Annotated in this window: 17 protein-coding genes; 14 read left to right on the forward strand and 3 right to left on the reverse strand. The window is 71.3% G+C overall.

What is annotated here, in order from left to right; all coding sequences use genetic code 11:
- Positions 1–22: 22 nt before the first annotated feature.
- Positions 23–787, reverse strand: a complete 765-nt coding sequence (locus AB0I59_RS31130) for a TetR/AcrR family transcriptional regulator (protein WP_358138549.1) — start codon at positions 785–787, stop codon at positions 23–25.
- Between the two features lie 86 nt (positions 788–873).
- Here AB0I59_RS31130 and AB0I59_RS31135 point away from each other — a divergent pair, with 86 nt between their 5' ends.
- Positions 874–1788, forward strand: a complete 915-nt coding sequence (locus tag AB0I59_RS31135; protein WP_082777292.1) for an NmrA family NAD(P)-binding protein — start codon at positions 874–876, stop codon at positions 1786–1788.
- Here AB0I59_RS31135 and AB0I59_RS31140 read toward each other — a convergent pair.
- Entirely contained in the window at positions 1785–4085 is a 2301-nt protein-coding gene (locus AB0I59_RS31140) for a glycoside hydrolase family 95 protein (RefSeq protein ID WP_358138551.1), read from the reverse strand. The two genes, AB0I59_RS31135 and AB0I59_RS31140, sit on opposite strands and share 4 nt — an antisense overlap.
- Positions 4086–4363: 278 nt before the next feature.
- On the opposite strand from AB0I59_RS31140, the gene AB0I59_RS31145 reads away from it, so the two are divergent.
- The 13 genes from AB0I59_RS31145 (at position 4364) to AB0I59_RS31205 (ending at position 18008) form a co-directional block, all read left to right on the forward strand.
- Entirely contained in the window at positions 4364–5209 is an 846-nt protein-coding gene (locus tag AB0I59_RS31145) for a fumarylacetoacetate hydrolase family protein (protein ID WP_358138553.1), read from the forward strand.
- Positions 5206–6492, forward strand: coding sequence for an L-fuconate dehydratase (locus tag AB0I59_RS31150; protein ID WP_358138555.1), 1287 nt, complete (start codon positions 5206–5208; stop codon positions 6490–6492). Before AB0I59_RS31145 ends, AB0I59_RS31150 begins: the two co-directional genes overlap by 4 nt.
- The gene (locus AB0I59_RS31155; RefSeq protein WP_358138557.1) at positions 6489–7223 is read left to right on the forward strand and encodes an SDR family NAD(P)-dependent oxidoreductase; all 735 of its coding nucleotides are present in this window, start codon (positions 6489–6491) and stop codon (positions 7221–7223) included. The genes AB0I59_RS31150 and AB0I59_RS31155 overlap by 4 nt, the downstream gene beginning before the upstream one ends.
- Positions 7224–7294: 71 nt before the next feature.
- On the forward strand, positions 7295–8302 hold the full coding sequence (locus tag AB0I59_RS31160; RefSeq protein ID WP_358138559.1) for a sugar ABC transporter substrate-binding protein: 1008 nt from the start codon (positions 7295–7297) through the stop codon (positions 8300–8302).
- Positions 8299–9780 carry a sugar ABC transporter ATP-binding protein gene (locus tag AB0I59_RS31165; protein WP_358138561.1) on the forward strand — a complete coding sequence of 494 codons (1482 nt, stop codon included), beginning with the start codon at positions 8299–8301 and terminating at the stop codon, positions 9778–9780. The genes AB0I59_RS31160 and AB0I59_RS31165 overlap by 4 nt, the downstream gene beginning before the upstream one ends.
- Positions 9777–10814, forward strand: a complete 1038-nt coding sequence (locus tag AB0I59_RS31170) for an ABC transporter permease (protein WP_061258714.1) — start codon at positions 9777–9779, stop codon at positions 10812–10814. The genes AB0I59_RS31165 and AB0I59_RS31170 overlap by 4 nt, the downstream gene beginning before the upstream one ends.
- Complete coding sequence (locus AB0I59_RS31175; protein ID WP_358138563.1) at positions 10814–11770, forward strand: aldo/keto reductase; 957 nt, start codon at positions 10814–10816, stop codon at positions 11768–11770. The genes AB0I59_RS31170 and AB0I59_RS31175 overlap by 1 nt, the downstream gene beginning before the upstream one ends.
- Before the next feature lie 320 nt (positions 11771–12090).
- On the forward strand, positions 12091–13989 hold the full coding sequence (locus AB0I59_RS31180) for an RNA polymerase sigma factor (protein WP_358138565.1): 1899 nt from the start codon (positions 12091–12093) through the stop codon (positions 13987–13989).
- A gap of 175 nt (positions 13990–14164) precedes the next feature.
- Positions 14165–14530 carry a hypothetical protein gene (locus tag AB0I59_RS31185; protein WP_358138567.1) on the forward strand — a complete coding sequence of 122 codons (366 nt, stop codon included), beginning with the start codon at positions 14165–14167 and terminating at the stop codon, positions 14528–14530.
- Between the two features lie 228 nt (positions 14531–14758).
- Positions 14759–15580 (forward strand): glycosyltransferase family 2 protein, encoded by an 822-nt coding sequence (locus AB0I59_RS31190; RefSeq protein WP_061258719.1) that lies wholly within the window; start codon positions 14759–14761, stop codon positions 15578–15580.
- Entirely contained in the window at positions 15577–16533 is a 957-nt protein-coding gene (locus AB0I59_RS31195; RefSeq protein WP_061258720.1) for a glycosyltransferase family 2 protein, read from the forward strand. The genes AB0I59_RS31190 and AB0I59_RS31195 overlap by 4 nt, the downstream gene beginning before the upstream one ends.
- Positions 16530–17330, forward strand: coding sequence for a polysaccharide deacetylase family protein (locus AB0I59_RS31200; RefSeq protein ID WP_061258721.1), 801 nt, complete (start codon positions 16530–16532; stop codon positions 17328–17330). The genes AB0I59_RS31195 and AB0I59_RS31200 overlap by 4 nt, the downstream gene beginning before the upstream one ends.
- Positions 17331–17465: 135 nt before the next feature.
- The gene (locus AB0I59_RS31205) at positions 17466–18008 is read left to right on the forward strand and encodes a hypothetical protein (RefSeq protein WP_358138569.1); all 543 of its coding nucleotides are present in this window, start codon (positions 17466–17468) and stop codon (positions 18006–18008) included.
- Positions 18009–18069: 61 nt separating this feature from the next.
- Here the strand turns inward: AB0I59_RS31205 and pdxR are convergent, their stop codons facing one another.
- Positions 18070–19539 (reverse strand): MocR-like pyridoxine biosynthesis transcription factor PdxR, encoded by a 1470-nt coding sequence (pdxR, locus tag AB0I59_RS31210; protein WP_358138571.1) that lies wholly within the window; start codon positions 19537–19539, stop codon positions 18070–18072.
- Positions 19540–19548: the final 9 nt, after the last annotated feature.

A 19548-nucleotide genomic window follows, 5' to 3' on the forward strand; every position in this document is an offset into this window, starting at 1 on the left:
CTGGGCGGAACCCGGCGAACGGCTAAACGGGGAGACGACGCCGGTGGGCGCGCTGGCGGCAGGTCGGACCGCAGTAGCGGGGTGGCCGTCCGGTGGCACGGACACGCAGCCGCGCGCCGCATTCCACGCAGTACCTCAGGGCGGTGGTTTCGTGACGCGGAAGGGAGTCCGAGTCACGGAATGTTTCAGCTTTCGTGACGGCTCGGGTACGCAATCCGTCCAGCAGTAGCCGCACCAGTCGTGTGCCGCGTGCCCGGTCCCGGTGTGCCGAACGCAGTGCGACAGCGCCGACGGCCAGCGCGGACAGATCGTCGGCCCGTACGTCGGCGCGTATCGCGTCAGCCTGTCGCGCGTCGCGCAGCAGGCGCTCCAACGCCTCGTGGAACCGCTGCACGGCGGCGGCCAGCACGGCACGCGGCCAGCTCTGGTCAGCGGTGAGCACATCACAGAAGTGCCGGCGGTCCGCCGACGTCTCGATCGCTTCGAGCAGGAACCCGAACAGCGCGTCACCGGGCGCCGCGCGGGCGGCCCATCGATCGGCGGCGGCCACCAAACCCTCGACGTGTTCGGCGAGCACCGCCTCGACCAGGATCTCTTTGCTCGGGAAGTGCCGGTAGACGGTCCCCGCGCCGACCCCGGCGCGCTGCGCGATCCGGCCGAGTGACACCTCCAACCCTTCCTCGGCGAACACGCGCGTCGCCGTGCGTAGCACGATCTCTCGGTTGCGGCGGGCGTCGGCGCGCCCGGCGGGCGCCACACCCGATGCCGGCGCCGGTGCTGCTCTCATGTCACGAAATCCTTGTCTGCGGTGTCGAAGCGGGTGGAGCATTCCGGATTACGTCAGTATCCTCCAGCAGTTCCGGAAAGGACACCATGACCACCGCCACACCGGCCGACCCCGGCTCCCCGATCCTCGTCACCGGCGCCACCGGCAAGCAGGGCGGCGTCACCGCCCGGCGGTTGCTTGCCGGAGGCTGGCAGGTGCGAGCCCTGGTGCGCGACCTGACCGCACCCGCCGCTGCCGCGCTGGCCGCCGCGGGGGCCCGACTCGTGCGCGGCGACCTCGACGATCCGGCGAGCCTGCCGCCCGCGTTTGACGGCGCCGCCGCGGTGTTCGGCATACCGCCCGTGGCCTTCGGACCGGCCGGACTCGAAACAGATCGCGAAGCGGCCCGCGGCCGAGCGCTGATCGACGCCGCCGCCGCGGCGGGGATCGAGCAGGTCGTGTTCAGCACCATCGCCTCTACATCGGCCGCGTCACGGGGTTCGGAGGGGAAGGCGCTGATCGAGGAGTACCTGCGCGACCACATCGCACTGCCCACCGTGCTGCGCCCGGTCAGGTTCATGACCAACTATCTCGGCCTCGGGGGGATCGGCATCGACGGCATTTCCCACGGCGTACACCGGCACCTCTTCCCTCCGCACGAGCCCATGCAGATCATCGCTCTGGAGGACATCGCCGAGTTCGCCGCGCTCGCGTTCGCGGACCCGGCCCGGTTCGCCGGACGAACCCTGGAACTGGCCGGCGACGAACCGACCCCTGTCGAGGCCGCCGCCGCGATCACTGAGGCCACCGGCATTCCGACCCGATACGAGCAGATCACCGACGCCGAGGCCGCCGCGCTCGGCCATGAAATCGCCGACACCAAGAAGCGCTGGGAGGCCGGTCACCGCTGGCACGCCGACATCGAGGCGCTGCGCGTCATCCACCCCGGACTGCGCACCCTCGCCGACTGGCTCACTGAATCCGGCGCCGCCGCCATCCGCGCCTGTCTCGCCACGACCTAGGGCATCCTTCCACCGGTCACCGTGTAGGCGCCGCCCGCCGCCGCGGTGAAGGTGACCGCCGCGCCGTCACGGGTGTGCCGCACAGAGCGTCCCTGGGCGTCCAGCAGGTGATAGGGACCGCTGAAGATCGCGTTGCGCACGGTCAGCGGTCCCGCCGCACCCGTGCGCAGGACGATCTCCGTGACGGCGCCGTCCTTCCACGAGGCGTCGACGGTCACGTCTCCGCGTGCCCGCAGCCCGGAGTACGAGCCGGTCGGCCAGGCGGCGGGCAGCGCGGGCAGCACGTCGACGGAGGAGTGCCGGCTCTGCAGCAGCATCTCCGCGATGCCCGCGGTGGCGCCGAAGTTGCCGTCGATCTGGAACGGCGGATGGGTGTCCCACAGGTTCTCCAGCGTGGAGGTCCTGAGCTGCTCGCCCAGCATCGTGTGGGCGTGGTCGCCGTCGAGCAGCCGCGCCCAGAAGTTGATCTTCCATGCCTTGGACCAGCCGGTGCCGCCGTCGCCGCGCGCGGTCAGCGAGACCTCGGCCGCCTCGGCCGGCGGGGTGCCCGCGGTGATCTGCCGGCCCGGGTGCAGCGCGAACAGGTGCGAGACGTGCCGATGGTCGTCGGTCCTGCCGTCCCAGTCGCTCTTCCACTCCTGGAGCTGGCCCCACGAGCCGACGCGCAGGCCGGGATCGAGCGTGGCCAGCGCCCGCCGTACCTCGGGCTCGTCGGTGCCGAGCGCCTCGGCCGCCTCCAGCACGTTCGTGAACAGGTCGTGGACGATCTGCTGGGACATCGACGCGCCAGCGGAGAAGTCGCCGTGCTCGGGCGAGTAGCTCGGCGAGACGACGAGCGTCCCGTCGCGCGGGTCGGTGTGCAGGTTGTCCACCCAGAACTCCGCGGCGGCCTTCATCACGGGATAGGCGGTCTCACGCAGGTAGGCCAGGTCGCGGCTGAAGCGGTAGCGGTCGTACATCTGCTGGGTGACCCAGGCGGCGGCCTCGGGGAACCAGAACGCGGTGGCCCAGTCGTGGACGCCGGTGAACCCGAACGGGTTGGTCTCGTTGTGCACGACCCAGCCGCGCGAGCCGAACATCTCCCTGGCGGTCTTCGTGCCGGGCGCGACCATGGCCGTGACGTAGTCGTCGTACGGCCTGGTCGTCTCGGCGAGGTTGGTCTGCTCGGCGAGCCAGTAGTTCATCTGCAGGTTGATGTTGACGTGGTAGTCGGCCGACCAGGGCGGGTTGGTCGAGGTGTTCCAGACGCCCTGCAGGTTGGCCGGGAGCGACCCTTCGCGCGATGACGCGATCAGCAGATAGCGGCCGTAGGCGAAGAACAGCGCCTCCAGCGCCCGGTCGGCGGCCGAGGCCCCGCCCGTGTACGCCTTGAGCAGCCGATCGGTGGGGACGGTGGGCGTCTCCTGCCCGATGTCGAGCCGCACCCGGTCGAACAGCGCGCGGTGGTCGGCGAGGTGGGCCCGCTTCAGCGTGTCGAAGTCCTGCCCCGCGGCCTTGTCCACGGCCTCGGTCACCTTGGCGTGCGGGTCCGCTCCCCGGTAGGCCGGATAGCTGTCGGCGTAGTCGGTGCCCGCCGAGAGCACGAACACGGCGCTGTCGGCGCCGGTGACCGTGATCCGGTCGCTCCAGTCGGTACGGCTGCCGCCGTGCGCGACCACCTGGATCTGGCCCTCGAACACCATGCCGTTGTCGGCCAGCGCTCCCCTGATCGTCAGCCTGCCGTCCCTGACGCTCACCTGCCGGTCGTCCCTGGGTGAGGAGGTGCGCAGGGTGAACGACACCTTTCCCGGCCGGTCGGCGGAGATGCGTCCGACGATGACGCCGCCCGGGTGGCTGGCGAAGTACTCGCGCGTGTAGGTGACGCCGCCGGCGGTGTAGCCGACCCGGGCGACGGCGTCCCGCAGGCGCAGTTCCCTGCGGTACCCGGTGGTCTCGGGCTGGGCGCCGAGGTCCGGCGTCAGGTCCAGCCAGAGGTCGCCGAAGGTCTGGTAGGCGCCGAACCCGCGCCTGGGCCGGCCGAGCTTCGCCGCGACCGCGCCGGGCGACATCCTCCCGTCGCGGTCGATCCGCGCCCGTACCTCGGCGATGGCGCCGGGGCGCGGGCTGGTCCAGTCACCGAAGTCGTAGCCGCTTCTGGAGCCGGGGCCTCCGGTCCACAGCGACTTCTCGTTGAACTGGAGTCGCTCGGTCGCGACGCCGCCGAACACCATCGCGCCGAGCGCGCCGTTGCCGATCGGCAGTGCCTGGGTCTCCCAGTCGATGGCGGGCTTGACGTACCACAGGGTCGGCTCACACATACGCGGAAACCTCCGGCGATCGGTCGATCTCGCCCCCGTTCCTACACCGGAAACGTGGCCGTAACAAGATTTCCCATCCGACGTTTTCCAGGTCGTGACCGTACGGCCGGAGGGGCAGATATCGGATGTACGAGCGACCAGACCGGGGAGCACATAGGACATTTCGCCATATATCCAGGTCACAGATCGGACTACCTGCCCGCGAAATCTTGACATGAAGCTACGGTGCGCTCCAGCATCTCGATCGAGACATCCGATGTATGACCGAAGGATGCGGTGTGAAGCTGCTGCGAGTAGGACCTGTCGGACAGGAGAAGCCGGTGGTGATGGACACCGCCGGTAACCTGCGCGACATCGAAGAGCCCGAGATCGACGGGGCTTTCCTCGCTTCCGGGGGAGTGGCGCGCGTCCGCGACGCGCTGGAGCGCGGCGACCTGCCCATCGTGGACGCCGAGGGACTGCGGATCGGCCCGCCCGTCGCCCGCCCCGGCAAGATCGTGTGCATCGGCCTGAACTACAGTGACCACGCCGCGGAGACGGGCGCCGATCTGCCGGCCGAGCCGGTGGTCTTCATGAAGGCGCCGAACACCGTGGTCGGCCCCTACGACGAGGTGCTCGTTCCGCGAGGGAGCGTGAAGACCGACTGGGAGGTCGAGCTGGCGGTCGTGATCGGCCAGACCTGCCGCTACCTGGAGTCCCGCGAGGAGGCGCTGAGCAAGATCGCGGGGTACGCGGTGGCCAACGACGTCTCGGAGCGCGAGTTCCAGATCGAGCGCGGCGGCCAGTGGGACAAGGGCAAGTCCTGCGAGACGTTCAACCCCCTCGGCCCCTGGCTGGTGACCGCCGACGAGGTCGGCGACCCCCAGGGGCTCGGCATGCGGCTGTGGGTGAACGGCGAACTCCGGCAGAGCGGCCACAGCGAGAACATGGTCTTCGACGTCGCCGAGATCGTCCGCTACCTCAGCCGGTTCATGGTGCTGGAGCCGGGTGACGTCATCAACACCGGCACGCCCGCGGGCGTCGCCATGGGCCTGCCCGGCCAGCCGTACCTCCGGGCCGGCGACGTGATGGAGCTGGAGATCGACGGTCTCGGACGGCAGCGGCAGACGGTGGGCCAGGCGTGAGCCCGCGCATCGTGGCGCTTTCGACCCACGACATCCGCTTCCCCACCTCGCGTGAACTCGACGGCTCCGACGCGATGAACCCCGACCCCGACTACTCCGCCGCGTACGTGGTGCTGCGAACCGCGGACGGCGTCGAGGGACACGGGTTCGCGTTCACGATCGGACGCGGCAACGACGTGCAGACCGCCGCGATCAGGGCGCTCGAGCAGTACGTGGTCGGGCGGGACGTCGACGACATCGGCGCGCTGTACAAGGACATGGTCTACGACTCCCAGCTGCGCTGGCTCGGCCCGGAGAAGGGCGTCATGCACATGGCGATCTCCGCCGTGGTCAACGCGCTCTGGGACCTGAAGGCCCGGATCGAAGGCAAGCCGCTGTGGCTGCTGCTCGGCGAACTGCCGCCGGAGCGGATCGTGGACCTCGTCGACTTCCGCTATCTGAGCGACGCTCTCACCCCCGCGGAGGCCCTGGAGATCCTGCGCCGGGCCGAACCGGGAAGGCGTGAGCGGATCGCCCACCTGCGGGAGCACGGCTACCCGGCCTACACCACCTCCCCCGGCTGGCTCGGCTACGACGACGACAAGCTCAGGCGGCTGTGCCAGGAGGCGCTCGGCCAGGGCTTCAAGCAGATCAAGCTCAAGGTCGGCGCCAGCCTCGACGACGACGTCCGCAGGTTCCGGGTCGCCCGCGAGGTGTGCGGCGACGGCTTCCCGATCGCGATCGACGCCAACCAGCGCTGGGACGTCGACTCCGCGGTCACCTGGATCAACGCGCTCAAGGAGTTCCACCCGCACTGGGTCGAGGAGCCGACCAGCCCCGACGACGTGCTCGGCCACGCCGCCATCGCGCGCGGCATCGCCCCCATTCCGGTCGCGACCGGCGAGCACGTGCAGAACCGGATCGTGTTCAAGCAGCTGCTCCAGGCCGGGGCCATCTCCTACCTGCAGCTCGACTCGGCCAGGGTCGGCGGCGTCAACGAGAACATCGCGATCCTGCTGCTCGCCGCCAAGTTCGGCGTGCCGGTCTGCCCGCACGCCGGCGGTGTCGGGCTGTGCGAGCTGGTCCAGCATCTGTCGATGTTCGACTACGTCGCGGTGAGCGGCTCGATGGAGAACCGCGTCATCGAGTACGTCGACCACCTGCACGAGCACTTCACCGATCCGGTCGTGATCGAGAACGGCTGCTACACCGCCCCCAACGCGCCCGGGTTCAGCGCCCGGATGCGTCCGGAGTCGATCAGCGCGCACAGCTTCCCCGGCGGCGCGGTCTGGAGGGAGTCATGACGCTCAGGGCACTCGTCACCGGCGGAGGTTCCGGCATCGGACTGGCCACCGCCCGCGCGTTCGCCGACCGCGGCTGGAGAGTCGCCTGCCTGGACATCGCCCCACCCGGCGATCCGTTCATCGGCGTCACCGCCGACGTCACCGACGACGCCGGGGTCCGTACGGCCGTCGCCGAGGCGGCGGAACGGCTCGGCGGCCTGGACATCCTGGTCAACAACGCGGGCATCGGCGCCCAGGGAACGGTCGAGGACAACCCGGACACCGAATGGGCCCGGGTCCTCGACGTCAACGTGGTCGGCATGGTCCGGGTGTCCCGGGCGGCCCTGCCGTACCTGCGGAGGTCGGAGCACGCCGCGATCGTCAACACCTGCTCGATCGCGGCCACCGCGGGCCTGCCGGACCGCGCCCTCTACAGCGCGAGCAAGGGCGCGGTGTTGTCCCTCACGCTCGCCATGGCCGCCGACCACGTGCGCGAGGGCATCCGCGTCAACTGCGTCACCCCCGGCACCGCCGACACGCCGTGGATCGGCAGGCTGCTCGCGTCGGCGGCCGACCCCGAGGCGGAGCGCCGGGCCCTTTCCGCTCGCCAGCCGATGGGCCGCCTGGTCACCGCCGAGGAGGTGGCGGCGGCGATCGCCTACCTGGCCGGGCCCGACGCCCGCTCCACCACCGGCACGGTCCTCGCGGTCGACGGCGGCATGCACGGCCTCCGGCTCAGACCGGCCAACTGACACACCCCCACCCCCGAGGAAGCAGAGGCGAAACAATGAGGTTCGGCCCCGTGGTCGCAGGAGCGGCCCTCTTGACGGTCATCACCGCGTGCGGATCCACCACCGAGGACGGCGCCGCGACCGGCGGCACCGGCGGCACGGCGTCGGGAGGGAAGGTCGGCATCGACTTCCCCCGCGCGGACTCCGACTTCTGGAACTCCTACAGCAAGTACGTCCCGCAGATGGCGACCGAGCTCTCGGTCGACCTGATGAACCCGACCAACTCCCAGAACGACGTGGCCAAGCTGGTTGCCAACACCCAGGCGCTGGTCAGCCAGGGCGCCAAGGTGATCGTCATGGCGCCGCAGGACACCGGGGCCATCGCCTCCACACTCCAGCAACTGGAGAACAAGAAGATCCCGGTCGTCTCCGTCGACACCCGCCCCGACAAGGGCAAGGTCTACATGGTCGTACGCGCGGACAACAAGGCGTACGGCACGAAGGCGTGCGAGTTCCTCGGCGAGAAGCTCGGCGGCAAGGGCAAGGTCGTCCAGCTCATGGGCGCGCTCAGCTCGATCAACGGGCGGGACCGGGCCGAGGCATTCCGCGACTGCATGAAGACGAAGTTCCCCGGGATCACCGTCTTCGACGAACCGACCGAATGGGAGGGGAGCAAGGCGGCGTCCATGCTGCAGACCCGCCTGGAGCAGAACCCCGACATCAAGGGCGTCTACCTGCACGCGGGCGGCGTGCACCTGGCCCCGACGCTGCAGGTCCTGAAGGCCAAGGGCCTGCTGGTCCAGCCGGACGACCCGAAGCACGTGTTCGTCGTGTCCAACGACGGCATCCCGCAGGAGTTCGAGGCGATCCGCAAGGGCGAGATCGACGCCACGGTCTCCCAGCCCGCCGACCTCTACGCGAAGTACGCGCTCTTCTACGCCAAGGCGGCGGCCGAGGGCACGACGTTCCAGCCCGGCGCCACCGACCACGACAGCACGATCATCTCGTTGCCGAACGGCCTTGAGGACCAGCTTCCCGCTCCGCTGGTCACCAAGGAGAACGTGGACGACAAGAACCTCTGGGGCAACCAGGTCAAATGAGCGTTCACGTCGAAGCCAGGAACGTCACCAAGCGGTTCGGACCCACCGTCGCGCTGAACGGCGCGGGCATCGCCATCGCCGAGGGCGAGACGCACGCGCTCCTCGGCAGGAACGGCGCGGGCAAGTCCACCCTGGTGTCGATCCTGACCGGGCTCCAGGCGCCGGACGAGGGCGAGGTGCTGTTCTCGGGAGAGGCCGCGCCCGCCCTCGCCGACCGGGACGCGTGGCGGCGGCGGGTCGCCTGCGTCTACCAGAAGTCGACGATCATCCCCACGCTGACCGTCGCGGAGAACCTCTACCTCAACCGGCACCAGACCTCCGGCCGGCTCATCCGGTGGGGCGCGCTGCGGCGCAGCGCCCGCGAACTCCTCGACCGCTACGGCGTGGACGTCGACGCGAGCGCGCTCGCCGGTGACCTCGGCGTCGAACAGCGGCAGCTCGTCGAGATCGCCCGCGCGCTGTCGTTCGGCGCGCGGTTCATCATCCTGGACGAGCCGACCGCCCAGCTCGACGGCCCCGCCATCGAGCGGCTCTTCGAGCGGATGCGGGCGCTGCGCGAGCAGGGCGTGACCATGATGTACATCTCCCACCACCTGGACGAGGTGTACGAGATCTGCCAGAGCGTCACGGTCTTCCGCGACGCCCGGCACGTCGTCACCCGGCCGGTGTCCGAGCTGCCGCACGACGAGCTGGTCGCCGCGATGACCGGCGAGGCCACCACGGCCTACCAGGCCAGGTCGCGTACGCCCGGCACCTCGGTCGCGATCTCCGCGACCGGCCTGTCCCTGCGGGATCGCTACCAGGACGTCGCGCTGGAGGTGCGTGCGGGAGAGCTGGTCGGGCTGGCGGGATCCGGCAGCAGCGGCAAGGTCGGCCTGGCCGAGACGCTGGTCGGGCTCCGCAGGGCCGACACGGGCACGATCGTGATCAACGGGACCGCCGTCAAGCCGGGCGACGTTCCGTCCGCGCTCGGGGCGGGGCTCGGGTTCGTCCCCCAGGACCGGCACCACGAGGGGTTCGTCCCGCTGCTGTCGATCGCCGAGAACGCCACCATGCCGATCGCGCACAAGCTCGGCCGGTTCGGCACGGTGTTCCCGTCCAGGCGGCGGGCGCGAGCCGTACAGATGATCGAGGACCTGGACATCAAGACCGAGGGGCCGGACCAGCCCGTCGGGGACCTGTCCGGCGGCAACGCGCAGAAGGTCGTGCTCGCCAGGGCGCTGTCCGACTCGCCCGCCGCGCTGGTCGTGATCAACCCCACCGCCGGGGTGGACGTCAAGGCGAAGCAGTCGTTGCTCGGCGCGGTCGAGGACGCGGTCGAGCGGGGCGCCGGTGCCGTACTGGTCTCCGACGAGCTCGACGACCTGCGGATCTGCGACCGGGTGCTGGTGATGTTCCACGGCAGGGTGGTCAAGGACGTGCCGCGCGGCTGGTCCGATCCCGAGCTCGTGGCCGTGATGGAAGGCATGGAAGAGTGAGCGCAGCGACCCCCTCGACGACACCCCCGACGACACCCGCGGCGGCGACCTCCACGGGACGTCCCCGTACGGGCGGAGGACTGCGGCTCGGCCGCTTCAGGGACCTGACGCTGGTGCCGGTCATCGTCGTCCTGCTCGTCGTGGGCGCGTTCGTGGACCCGGTGTTCCTCACCGTGGGCAACCTCACGAACGTGCTCCAGCAGCAGTCCGCGCTGGCGCTGGTCGTGCTGGCCGAGGCGATGATCCTCATCGCGGGCAAGTTCGACCTGTCGCTGGAGTCGACCGTCGGCATGGCCCCCGCCATCACCGTGCTGGTGATCCCGGCCACCACCGGGCAAGGGGCGGGGAGCGCGGGCCTGCTCGCGATCCCGCTCTGCCTGCTGATCGGGGCGGCGATCGGCGCGTTCAACGGCTTCCTGATCCTCAAGTTCCAGCTCTCGGCCTTCGTCGTCACGCTGGCCATGCTGATCGTCGTCCACGGCCTGCATCTCGGGCTGACCGGCGGCAAGAGCCTGTTCGAGCTGCCGGAGTCGATCATCTATCTGGGCGGCGCCACCTGGCTCGGCGTCCCCGCGTCGATCTGGATCGCGGGGGTGCTGTTCGCGGCGGGCATCGTCGGCCTCGGCTACTTCAAGGCCGGGCGCGCCCTGTACGCCATCGGCGGCAACGCCGACGCCGCGCGGGCCGCGGGCGTCCGGGTGGACCGGGTGCTGTGGACGGTGTTCATCATCGGCGGCGCGCTCGCCGCGCTCGCGGGCGTCCTCGAGACCGGCCGCCTCGGCGGCATCAGCGCCAACCAGGGCGTCGGCTGGATCTTCATGGTGTTCGCCGCCGCCGTCATCGGCGGTGTCAGCATGGACGGCGGCAAGGGCACCATCCTCGGGGCGCTCACCGGCGTGCTGGTCATCGGCCTGGTGGAGAACGTCCTCACGCTGAAGGGCGTGCCCGGCGAGTGGAAGCAGCTCGTCTACGGCGGGATCATCCTCGTCGCCCTCATGATCAGCCGGATCGCGGGCGGGAAGGCGCAGGACTGATGGCGATCCCGGGCGTCGGCGGCGTCGAGCTGCCCCGGCTCGGCTTCGGCGGGGCCCCGATCGGCAACCTGTTCACCGCCGTCACCGACGATGAGGCACGGGCCGCGGTCGAGGCCGCCTGGGAGGCCGGTGTCCGCCTGTACGACACCGCTCCCCACTACGGCCTCGGCCTGTCCGAGCGCCGTCTGGGGGCGGCGCTCGCCGGGCGCTCCGGACACGTCCTGTCGACCAAGGTCGGCCGCCTGCTCGTGCCGTCAGGAACGGCGAGAGAGGCGGCCGGGCGCGACGACGAGGGCTTCGACGTGCCCGCCGACCGTCGCCGTGTGTGGGACTTCTCCCGCGACGGCGTGCTCAGGTCCCTGGAGGAGTCGCTGGAACGGCTCGGCGTCCCGTCCGTGGACATCGCGCTCATCCACGACCCGGACGGGCATCCGCGCGAGGCGCTGGAGGAGGCTTACCCGGCGCTGGCCTCCCTGCGCGACCAGGGCGTGATCCGGGCCGTCGGGGTCGGGATGAACCAGTGGGAACTTCCCGCCCGGTTCGTCCGCCAGACCGACATCGACGTGATCATGCTGGCCGGGCGCTACACCATGCTCGACCAGTCCGGCCTCCCTCTGCTGGACGAGTGCGCGGAACGCGGGGTGCGGGTGCTGGCCGCCGGCGTCTTCAACAGCGGCCTGCTCGCCACCGACCGGCCGTCCGGCACGTTCGACTACCAGCCCGCTTCGGCGGAGCTGGTGGCCCGCGCCAGGGACATCGCGGCGGTGTGCGAACGGCACGGCGTCACCCTGCCCCAGGCCGCGGCCGCCTTCCCGCTGCGCCACCCCGCGGTCGCCACCGTCGTGCTCGGCGCACGGTCGGCCGCCGAGGTACGGCGCAACGCGTCGCTCCTGGACCGGCCCGTCACCGGCGAGCTGTGGGACGACCTGATCGCCGAGGGACTGCTGGCGACCTGACCCGGATGCCGGCGGACACCGTTGGCCGCCGACGCGACAGCCTGGCCAAGAAGCTGACCAGGGTCTCGGAGTCGCAACCGGCGGAATCACCCGGCCGAACCACCGACCCGAACCACGAGCCGAACCGTCCAGCCGATCAGGCGAAGATCACGAATGGTCGTGACATAACCGCAATTCCACGCTTTTTCTTGAATTTCGCAGTCAATGCCCGTTGGGTATGACTTTTCAGGTAGTAAACGGCGGCCGCTGAGGCGGCGTCCTCCTCCTGTGGGGGTGTGGGGCCCGACAGGTTCTGCTTCCGTATTCGGGGAGGATGTCCGTTGCCCGCATGGCCGAACGTCAGCCGCGCCGACGACCGCCGACTGCTGGAGGCGCTGCGGCGCGATGACGCGGAGGCGCCCGCCGGACTCTTCGACGCGTACGCCAACCGGCTGGCCGACTACGCCCATACCCTGCTGGACGACCAGGATCGGGCGGCCAGAGCCGTACACCAGGCGCTGGTCTCCGCGCGGGCGAGCGCGCGGCGGCTGAAGGACCCGGCACGCCTTCGTGCCTGGCTGTACGCGCTGGTCCGGTTCCAGTGCGCGGCCCGTGAACGCGGCAGGGCGGCGCCCGTCGCGGTGCTCGACGACCCGGAGGATCCGGAGACGGCGGCGCTGGTGCGCGACGCCCTCGCCGAGCTCGGGCAGAACGAGCGCGAGATCCTCCACCTGTCCGTACGGCACGGCCTCACGCCCGCCGAGGTCGGATCGGTTCTGGGGTTGACGTCACGGCAGACCACCGCGCGGCTCGCGCGGGCCAGGGACCGCATGGAGACCGCCGCGGCGGCGGTCGTCCTGGCCAGGACCGGGCGGGCGCACTGCCCAGACCTGTCGGCGCTGGTCGAATCGGGTCCCGACGGGTCCCCCGGGCCACTGCTGCGCAAACGCCTGATCAGGCACATCGGCGGATGCGAGGTGTGCGCGGAGGGCAGGCGCAGGCACGTGTCCGCAGACCGGCTCCTCGATGCGATCCCCATCGCCTTCCCGCCGCTGTCGCTCCGCCGCGCCGTGATCGGCCAGGTGGTCGACAAGCCCGTCGTATACGGCGCCCCGATTGATCACGATCCTCCGGCCCCCCACGGACCGGCGCCTCACAGCACGGCGGTCCGCGCGGAGCCGAGTACGCGCGGGGGCCGGGCGACACACGGCGATCCAACACCTCGGGGAGCGGCGCCGGCTCGAGGGCGGCGGGGCAACCGGCACGGCAGACGGCGCGCCGGAGGACAGCGCGGTGGACAGCGCGGTGGACAGCGCAGGTGGAACGACCGGTGGAAGGGCAAGTGGCGGCGCGGGTGGCAGGGCGTGTGGCGCGGGCGGGCACCGGCTCTGGCCGCCCTCGCGTGCGCGGTCGTGATGATCGGTGTGCTGGGGGCCGTCAGGTGGCCGGGCGGGGGCGTCGGCGGGCAGGCGGGTGACCGGGTGGGTGGCGGGGCGGGAACGGTGAACCCGCCGTACGGCGTGCTCGGTCTCGGCCCGGAGGGTCTCCCGCCCACGGAGTGGTTCTCAGGGAACTCCCAGGCGGGTGCCGGGGACAGCCCGTGGGCCGGTGGCGGCGGACCCGCGAACTCTCCCGGGCCCATCGCAGGGCCCACCGCATCCCTCGGGTCTTCGAGCTCTCCCGGCCCCGCCGCGGAGCCCACCGCGTCCCCTGGCCCTTCGGCCGCGCCCCGCGGCTCGTCCGGTACCACGCGCTCCCCCGAGCCGTCGCGGTCCGCCGAGCCGTCGCGGTCCCCCGAGCCGTCGCGCACGCCGAAGGCCGCGCGTACCAGCACACCCGCGAAGACCAGGGCACGAGCGCGGCCCACACGCTCTCCCACGCGGACCAGGCCCTCTCCCACGGGGACCACAAGGACCACCCCGACCACTCGGAGGGCGCCCCTGCTGTCGGCGAGTTGCCCGGGCGGGCTCGGGAAGGCGGCCGGCGGCGTGATCACTCTGTCCGCCGGCAACGCCGCCATCTCGTGGACCGCGACCGTCCCCGACGGTGTGACGCTCCGGCCCGCCCAGGGCAGGCTCCGGGCGGGGGCAAGCGGCCGCATCACGCTGACGGTGCTGGATCCGGGCTCAGCGGGGAGCGCGCTGATCACCTTCCGTTCCGTGGGCGGAAATCCGTACTGCCGGGTTTCCTGGGACGGCGACGCGCAGGATCAGGCGCGGTCGACGGCCGAACCTACTTGACCGCCACATTAACGTTTCTCGACATTTGGGATAAGATCGTCCCTTCCGGCGAGGCTCGGTAAACCGGGGGACAAGGCAATGCGTCGCCATTGACGCATGCCTGCTGTGATTGGTCCCATAAGTGGGCCCGCCAACCGCGTCACAGTGGCCTCTACCAGCCGGGAGACCAGGAGACATGGGTAGGAATCGGACCGTTCCCGTCGTCGTCCTCGCCGTGGCCTGCGCCGTTGGAGCGGTGCTCGCACTCGCCGACATCGAGACGCCGGTCCGCATGATCCTGACGCCGCTCTTCCTTTTCGTGGTTCCCGGGGCCGCGGTCGCCGGACTGTTGCGTGATCGTGACCCTCTCTCGGTGCTGACAGTCGGCGCGGCCGCGAGTCTGGCCGTCAACGTCGTACTCGCGGAAGCCATGCTGCTCTTCGACGCCTGGTCGCCCCGTGCCGGGGTGGCGACGGTCGGCGTGCTGAGCTTCTTCTTGTGGATCATCCGGTCGCTGTACCGGGGACAGGCATCAGCCGAACGGGGGGCAGACACGAGGTGATGACCATCCTGAACCGGACCGTACGACCGTCAGAACCCTTGGAATCCTCAGAACCCTTGGAACCGACGGTTCCCCTGTGGTACCAACGCTAGCCGCACCCTCAGTTCGCTAGCCGCACCCCTCAGTCCCTGCCCGTAAGACCGGGATGGAACTCGCCATTCCATCCAGTCGCGCCGGTCCGTCGGGGTCTCCGCTCATGACAGACCGCCCGGAAGGACATCCCGTCACATGAGTCCCGAGCACAGCGCCACCTCCCCGTTCGCCGCCCTGCGCCCGCTGCCGACTGGCGGCCGCTTCACCCCTCTTGGGCCCCACCTGGCCATCGCTCCCACGGTGAGCGTCGTCGTCCCCGCCATGAACGAGGCGGAGAACCTGCCTCACGTCTTCGCCACCCTGCCCTCCTGGATCCACGAAGTCGTCCTGGTCGACGGCCATTCGACCGACGACACCATCGCCGTCGCCCGGCGACTGCGTCCGGGACTGCGCGTGGTCAACCAGCGCGGGCGGGGCAAGGGGACCGCCCTGGCCGAGGGCTTCGCGGCCTGCACGGGCGAGATCATCGTGATGATCGACGCCGACGGCTCGACCGACGGCCGCGAGATCATCCAGTTCGTCAGCACGCTGGTGAGCGGCGCCGACTTCGCCAAGGGGTCCCGCTACATCCCCGGAGGCGGGAGCGACGACCTCACGTTCACCCGCAAGCTGGGCAACACGTTGCTGCGCACGCTGGTCAACCGCATCTACGGCACCCGCTACACCGACCTGTGCTACGGCTACAACGCCTTCTGGGCCCGCCACCTGCCGGTGCTCGACCTCGACTGCGAGGGCTTCGAGGTCGAGACGCTGATGAACATCCGCGCCGCGCGGGCAGGTCTGCGGGTCCATGAGGTGCCGAGCCACGAGCGCTGCCGCCTCTACGGCGAGAGCAACCTGAACGCGGTGCGGGACGGCCTGCGCGTCCTGCGCACGATCCTCAGGGAGCGGCGGCGCCCGACCGTGCGGCAACACGCCCCGGCCGCCGCGCAGGCGGCCGACCAGGGCGCGGCATGACGTCTCTCCCGCCACCGAGGACCTCGGTCGTCATCTGCGTTTACACCGAGGACCGCTGGGACGACATCAGGGCCGCGGTCGAGTCGGTCCGCCGCCAGAGCCGCCCGGCGTACGAACTGATCATCGTGGTGGACCACAACCCCGATCTGCACCTGCGGCTCAAGTCCGAGTACACCGACGCCGTCGTGGTGGAGAACGCCCACGAGCGCGGGTTGTCCGGCGGCAAGAACACCGGAGTGGAGACCGCGAGGGGCGACGTCGTCGCCTTCCTGGACGACGACGCGGTGGCCGACCCCGGCTGGCTGGCCGCGTTCGAGCCGGGCTTCGCCGATCCGGCCGTGGCCGGGGTCGGGGGTCTGACCCGGCCGCTGTGGGCCGTGGGCGGGCGTCCCCGCTGGTTTCCCGACGAGTTCGACTGGACGGTGGGCTGCACCTATCGCGGCATGCCCGTCGAGCGCGCCCCGATCCGCAACGTGATGGGCGGCAACGCCGCGTTCCGCAGGGAGGTCGTCGGCGAGGTCGGTGGCTTCAGCACGGGCATCGGCCGCAACGTGCAGGGGCGCAGAAGCCGCCCGCTGGGCTGTGAGGAGACCGAGTTCTGCATCCGGCTGTCGCAGCGGCGGCCGGGGTCGGTGCTGCTGTTCGAGCCCGGCGCGGCCATCGGGCACAAGGTCTCCGCCGAGCGGGCGCGGTTCGCCTACTTCCGGTCCCGGTGCTACGCCGAGGGCCTGTCCAAGGCGATCGTCACGAGCAGCGTCGGCGCGGGCGACGGGCTGTCCAGCGAACGTGACTACACCTTCAGGACGCTGCCGCTCGGCGTGCTGCGCGGCCTGGGCGACGCCGTACGCGGCGACCTCGCGGGCCTGGGCCGCGCGGCCGCGATCGTGATCGGACTGGCCTGGACGACCTGGGGCTACCTGGTCGGCGGCCTGCGCCTCAGGATCCGCCCATGACGAGAATCCCCATCCTGATGTACCACTCGGTGTCGGACCGGCCGACGGCCGAGACCCGCCCCCTGGCCGTACGCCCGGGGGACTTCGCCGAGCAGCTCGGCTACCTGCGGGACGCGGGGTTCACGCCGCTCACCGTGGCCGACCTGGTGGCGTCGCTGCACGGCACGGGCCCCGGGCTGCCCGACCGGCCGGTGGTGATCACATTCGACGACGGGTACGCCGACTTCCACGAGGAGGCGCTTCCGGTGCTCGACCGGCTGGGCTTCCCGTCCACGGTCTTCCTCACCAGCGGCTGGGTCGCGGACGCCGGTTCCGAGGCCGCGGGCCGTCCGCTCGGCCGGACGTTGTCGTGGAGCCAGGCCCGCGAGGCGGCCGAGCACGGCGTGGAGATCGCCGGGCACAGCCACAGCCATCCGCAGCTCGACCAGATCGGCGATCACGAGCTGCGGCAGGAACTCCGCCGTAACAAAGCGCTGCTCGAAGACCGTCTCGGTCGGCCGGTGACCACCATGGCCTACCCGTACGGCTATTCGAGCGCCCGGGTACGCAGGGAGGTGCGCAGGGCGGGGTACTGGGCGGCCTGCGCGGTGAGCAACGCGATCGCCGCCGACCGCCACGACCTGCTGGCCATTCCCCGGCTCACGGTGAGCCGGACGACCACGATGGCCAGATTCTCGCTGGCGGTGCGGGACCGGGGCGTTCCTCTCGTCTACCTCAAGGAGCGCACGCTGACCAAGGGATACGCCGTGATCCGCCGCACGAGGTACGGCCTGCGCAAGATTGCCACTCGCCAGTAACAATCACGCGTCACGAGGTGTCAGCCCCGGCGCATAAGGGGAGAAACCAGGGCGATCGAGGATTGAGGGGGCACAGTGGCCCACGCATGGATGCCCGGCGCCAGCCGAATTCCCGCTCCCGAGGACTCCGGCCCCATGATCGGGGGAGTTCCGAGGGCCGTCTGGTTTATCTGGCCGACCGACCCTCTCGCGGTCTCGGCCAAGTCCGCCGCCCAACGCATGATCCAGCTCGGGTGCCCGGTCCACCTGGTCTGGAACCCCGTCACCGGCGAGATCGCCCAGTCGCTGCCCCCCACTCGCGCGGCCCGCGGACTGCCGGGCGAACGGGGACGTGAGGGCAGGGTGTGCGTGCAGATCCGTGTGCTCGGCTCGGTGGAGCGGCCCTTCACCGACGGAAAGATGGACGGCCTGGACGACATCCTGACCTGGCTGGACTCCTGGCGGGTGCCCAGGCGCTGGCCGGCCGGTCCTCCCCTGCCCCCGCCGCACTCGCTGGCGGCCGAGCGCAGCCGCCGCCTCTGGGCGCGCGGCGGCCACTTCGGCCATTCGCAGGTGCCGGGGACGGTCGAGGGCGACCCCGGCGGCATCGACGTGCACCGGATCACCGGTGAGAGCGTGCCCACGTTCGAGGTGCCCCGCCCGCGTGAGGAGTTCCGCCTGCTGGAACGGGCCTTCTGAGCGGGACTTCTGAGCGAGGCTTCTGAACGGGTCTTCCGGACGGCTCTTCTGAGCGGCTCTTCTAAAAGTCCGGCAGCAGTTCGCGGATGACGGCGCAGCCGCGCCTGACGCCGTCGAGCGAGGCGGAGCCGTACCCCAGGACGAGACCGTGGGCGCGGACCGGCCCGTGGTGGTGGCGAGCGGTGGTGTCCAGCAGCACGCCCCGCGTCCGCGCCTCCTCCACGAGCGGGCCGACCGTACCCGCCGGCAGCTCGACGAGGACGTGCAGGCCGGCGGTGTCGCCCTTCACCAGCGGCCCCAGGATCTCGACGACGGCCGCCCTGCGCCGCGCGTACTCCAGTCGTGTCCGGCGCAGGTGCCGGTCCAGGTCCCCGCGCTGGAGCAGGGTCAGGACGGCCCGCTGCACCGGGCCGGACGTACGGTCGCCGAGCAGCTTCCTGCGCGCGGCGATCCTCGCGAGCGGTTCCGGCGCGGCCACCAGCCAGCCGAGCCCGACGTCCGGGCTCAGCGACTTGGACAGGGTGCCGAGCAGCACGACCCGGGCGGGGTCGAGACCGTACAGCGCGGGCAGCGGCGCGACGTCGTACCGGAACTCCGCGTCGTAGTCGTCCTCCACGATGATCGCACCGGTACGGCGGGCCCAGGCGAGGAGCCGCTCACGCCGGGAGATGGGCAGCCGTCCGCCGAGCGGGAACTGGTGCGCCGGGGTCGTGTAGAGGACGTCCAGGTCGTCGGGCAGTTCCTCCACGATCACCCCCTGATCGTCCACCGGGCAGGGGACGATCTCGGCTCCACGCGCCCGGAACACGTTCCTGGCGACCCGGTAGCCGGGCTCCTCCACGCCCGCGCGGGCGCCGGGCGCGAGCAGGGACGCGGCGACGAGGTCGAGCCCGTGCCCGGTGCCCCGGGTGACCAGCACGTTCCCGGGACCCGCGGGTACGGCCCGCGCCCGTCGGAGGTGGTCGGCGAGCAGCGCGCGGAGGTCGGCATGCCCGAGGTGGTCGAGGGTGTCCCCGAGCGGCAGGTCCCCCGCGCGCCGCCAGGCCCGCCGCCAGGCGGCCACGTCGTGGCCGAGCACCCACGGTCGCCCGGGCCGCAGGTCCACCAGGCCGGGGTCCACCGGGCCGGGGTCCACCGGGCCGGGGTCCACCGGGCCGGGGTCCACCGGGCCGGGGTCCACCGGGCCGGGGTCCACCGGGCCGGGGTCCGTCACGCCCGCGTGAGCCACGGGATCCGGGCGGACCGTGGCCCCCGTCACCGGATCGGGAAATGTCGTGATATCCGCGACGTACGTGCCGGAGCCGCGCCTGCCGTCGAGCCAGCCCTCGGCGTACAACTGCTGGTAGGCGTCGGTCACGACGGTACGGCTGACGCCGAGCAGGGCGGCCAGGCCACGACTGGAGGGCAGGCGCTCCCCCGCCCTCAGCGCCCCGTCGCGCATGGCTTGGCGGAGCTGGTCGGCCGTCTGTACGGCGAGCGCCACGGGTGAGCGCCGGTCCACGGCCAGCGGAAGGTCGGTGTGCGCCCGCAAAGTGGTCTT

Origin of the sequence: Microtetraspora glauca (assembly GCF_040656155.1) — a bacterium.
GTDB lineage: Bacteria > Actinomycetota > Actinomycetes > Streptosporangiales > Streptosporangiaceae > Microtetraspora > Microtetraspora glauca.

Excerpts from the sequence above, each read along its gene's own strand:
- AB0I59_RS31130 (WP_358138549.1), bottom strand. The coding sequence starts at position 787 with ATGAGAGCAGCACCGGCGCCGGCATCGGGTGTGGCGCCCGCCGGGCGC.
- AB0I59_RS31135 (WP_082777292.1), top strand. The coding sequence starts at position 874 with ATGACCACCGCCACACCGGCCGACCCCGGCTCCCCGATCCTCGTCACC.
- AB0I59_RS31140 (WP_358138551.1), bottom strand. The coding sequence starts at position 4,085 with ATGTGTGAGCCGACCCTGTGGTACGTCAAGCCCGCCATCGACTGGGAG.
- AB0I59_RS31155 (WP_358138557.1), top strand. The coding sequence starts at position 6,489 with ATGACGCTCAGGGCACTCGTCACCGGCGGAGGTTCCGGCATCGGACTG.
- AB0I59_RS31165 (WP_358138561.1), top strand. The coding sequence starts at position 8,299 with ATGAGCGTTCACGTCGAAGCCAGGAACGTCACCAAGCGGTTCGGACCC.
- AB0I59_RS31175 (WP_358138563.1), top strand. The coding sequence starts at position 10,814 with ATGGCGATCCCGGGCGTCGGCGGCGTCGAGCTGCCCCGGCTCGGCTTC.
- AB0I59_RS31185 (WP_358138567.1), top strand. The coding sequence starts at position 14,165 with ATGGGTAGGAATCGGACCGTTCCCGTCGTCGTCCTCGCCGTGGCCTGC.
- AB0I59_RS31190 (WP_061258719.1), top strand. The coding sequence starts at position 14,759 with ATGAGTCCCGAGCACAGCGCCACCTCCCCGTTCGCCGCCCTGCGCCCG.
- AB0I59_RS31195 (WP_061258720.1), top strand. The coding sequence starts at position 15,577 with ATGACGTCTCTCCCGCCACCGAGGACCTCGGTCGTCATCTGCGTTTAC.
- AB0I59_RS31200 (WP_061258721.1), top strand. The coding sequence starts at position 16,530 with ATGACGAGAATCCCCATCCTGATGTACCACTCGGTGTCGGACCGGCCG.
- AB0I59_RS31205 (WP_358138569.1), top strand. The coding sequence starts at position 17,466 with ATGATCGGGGGAGTTCCGAGGGCCGTCTGGTTTATCTGGCCGACCGAC.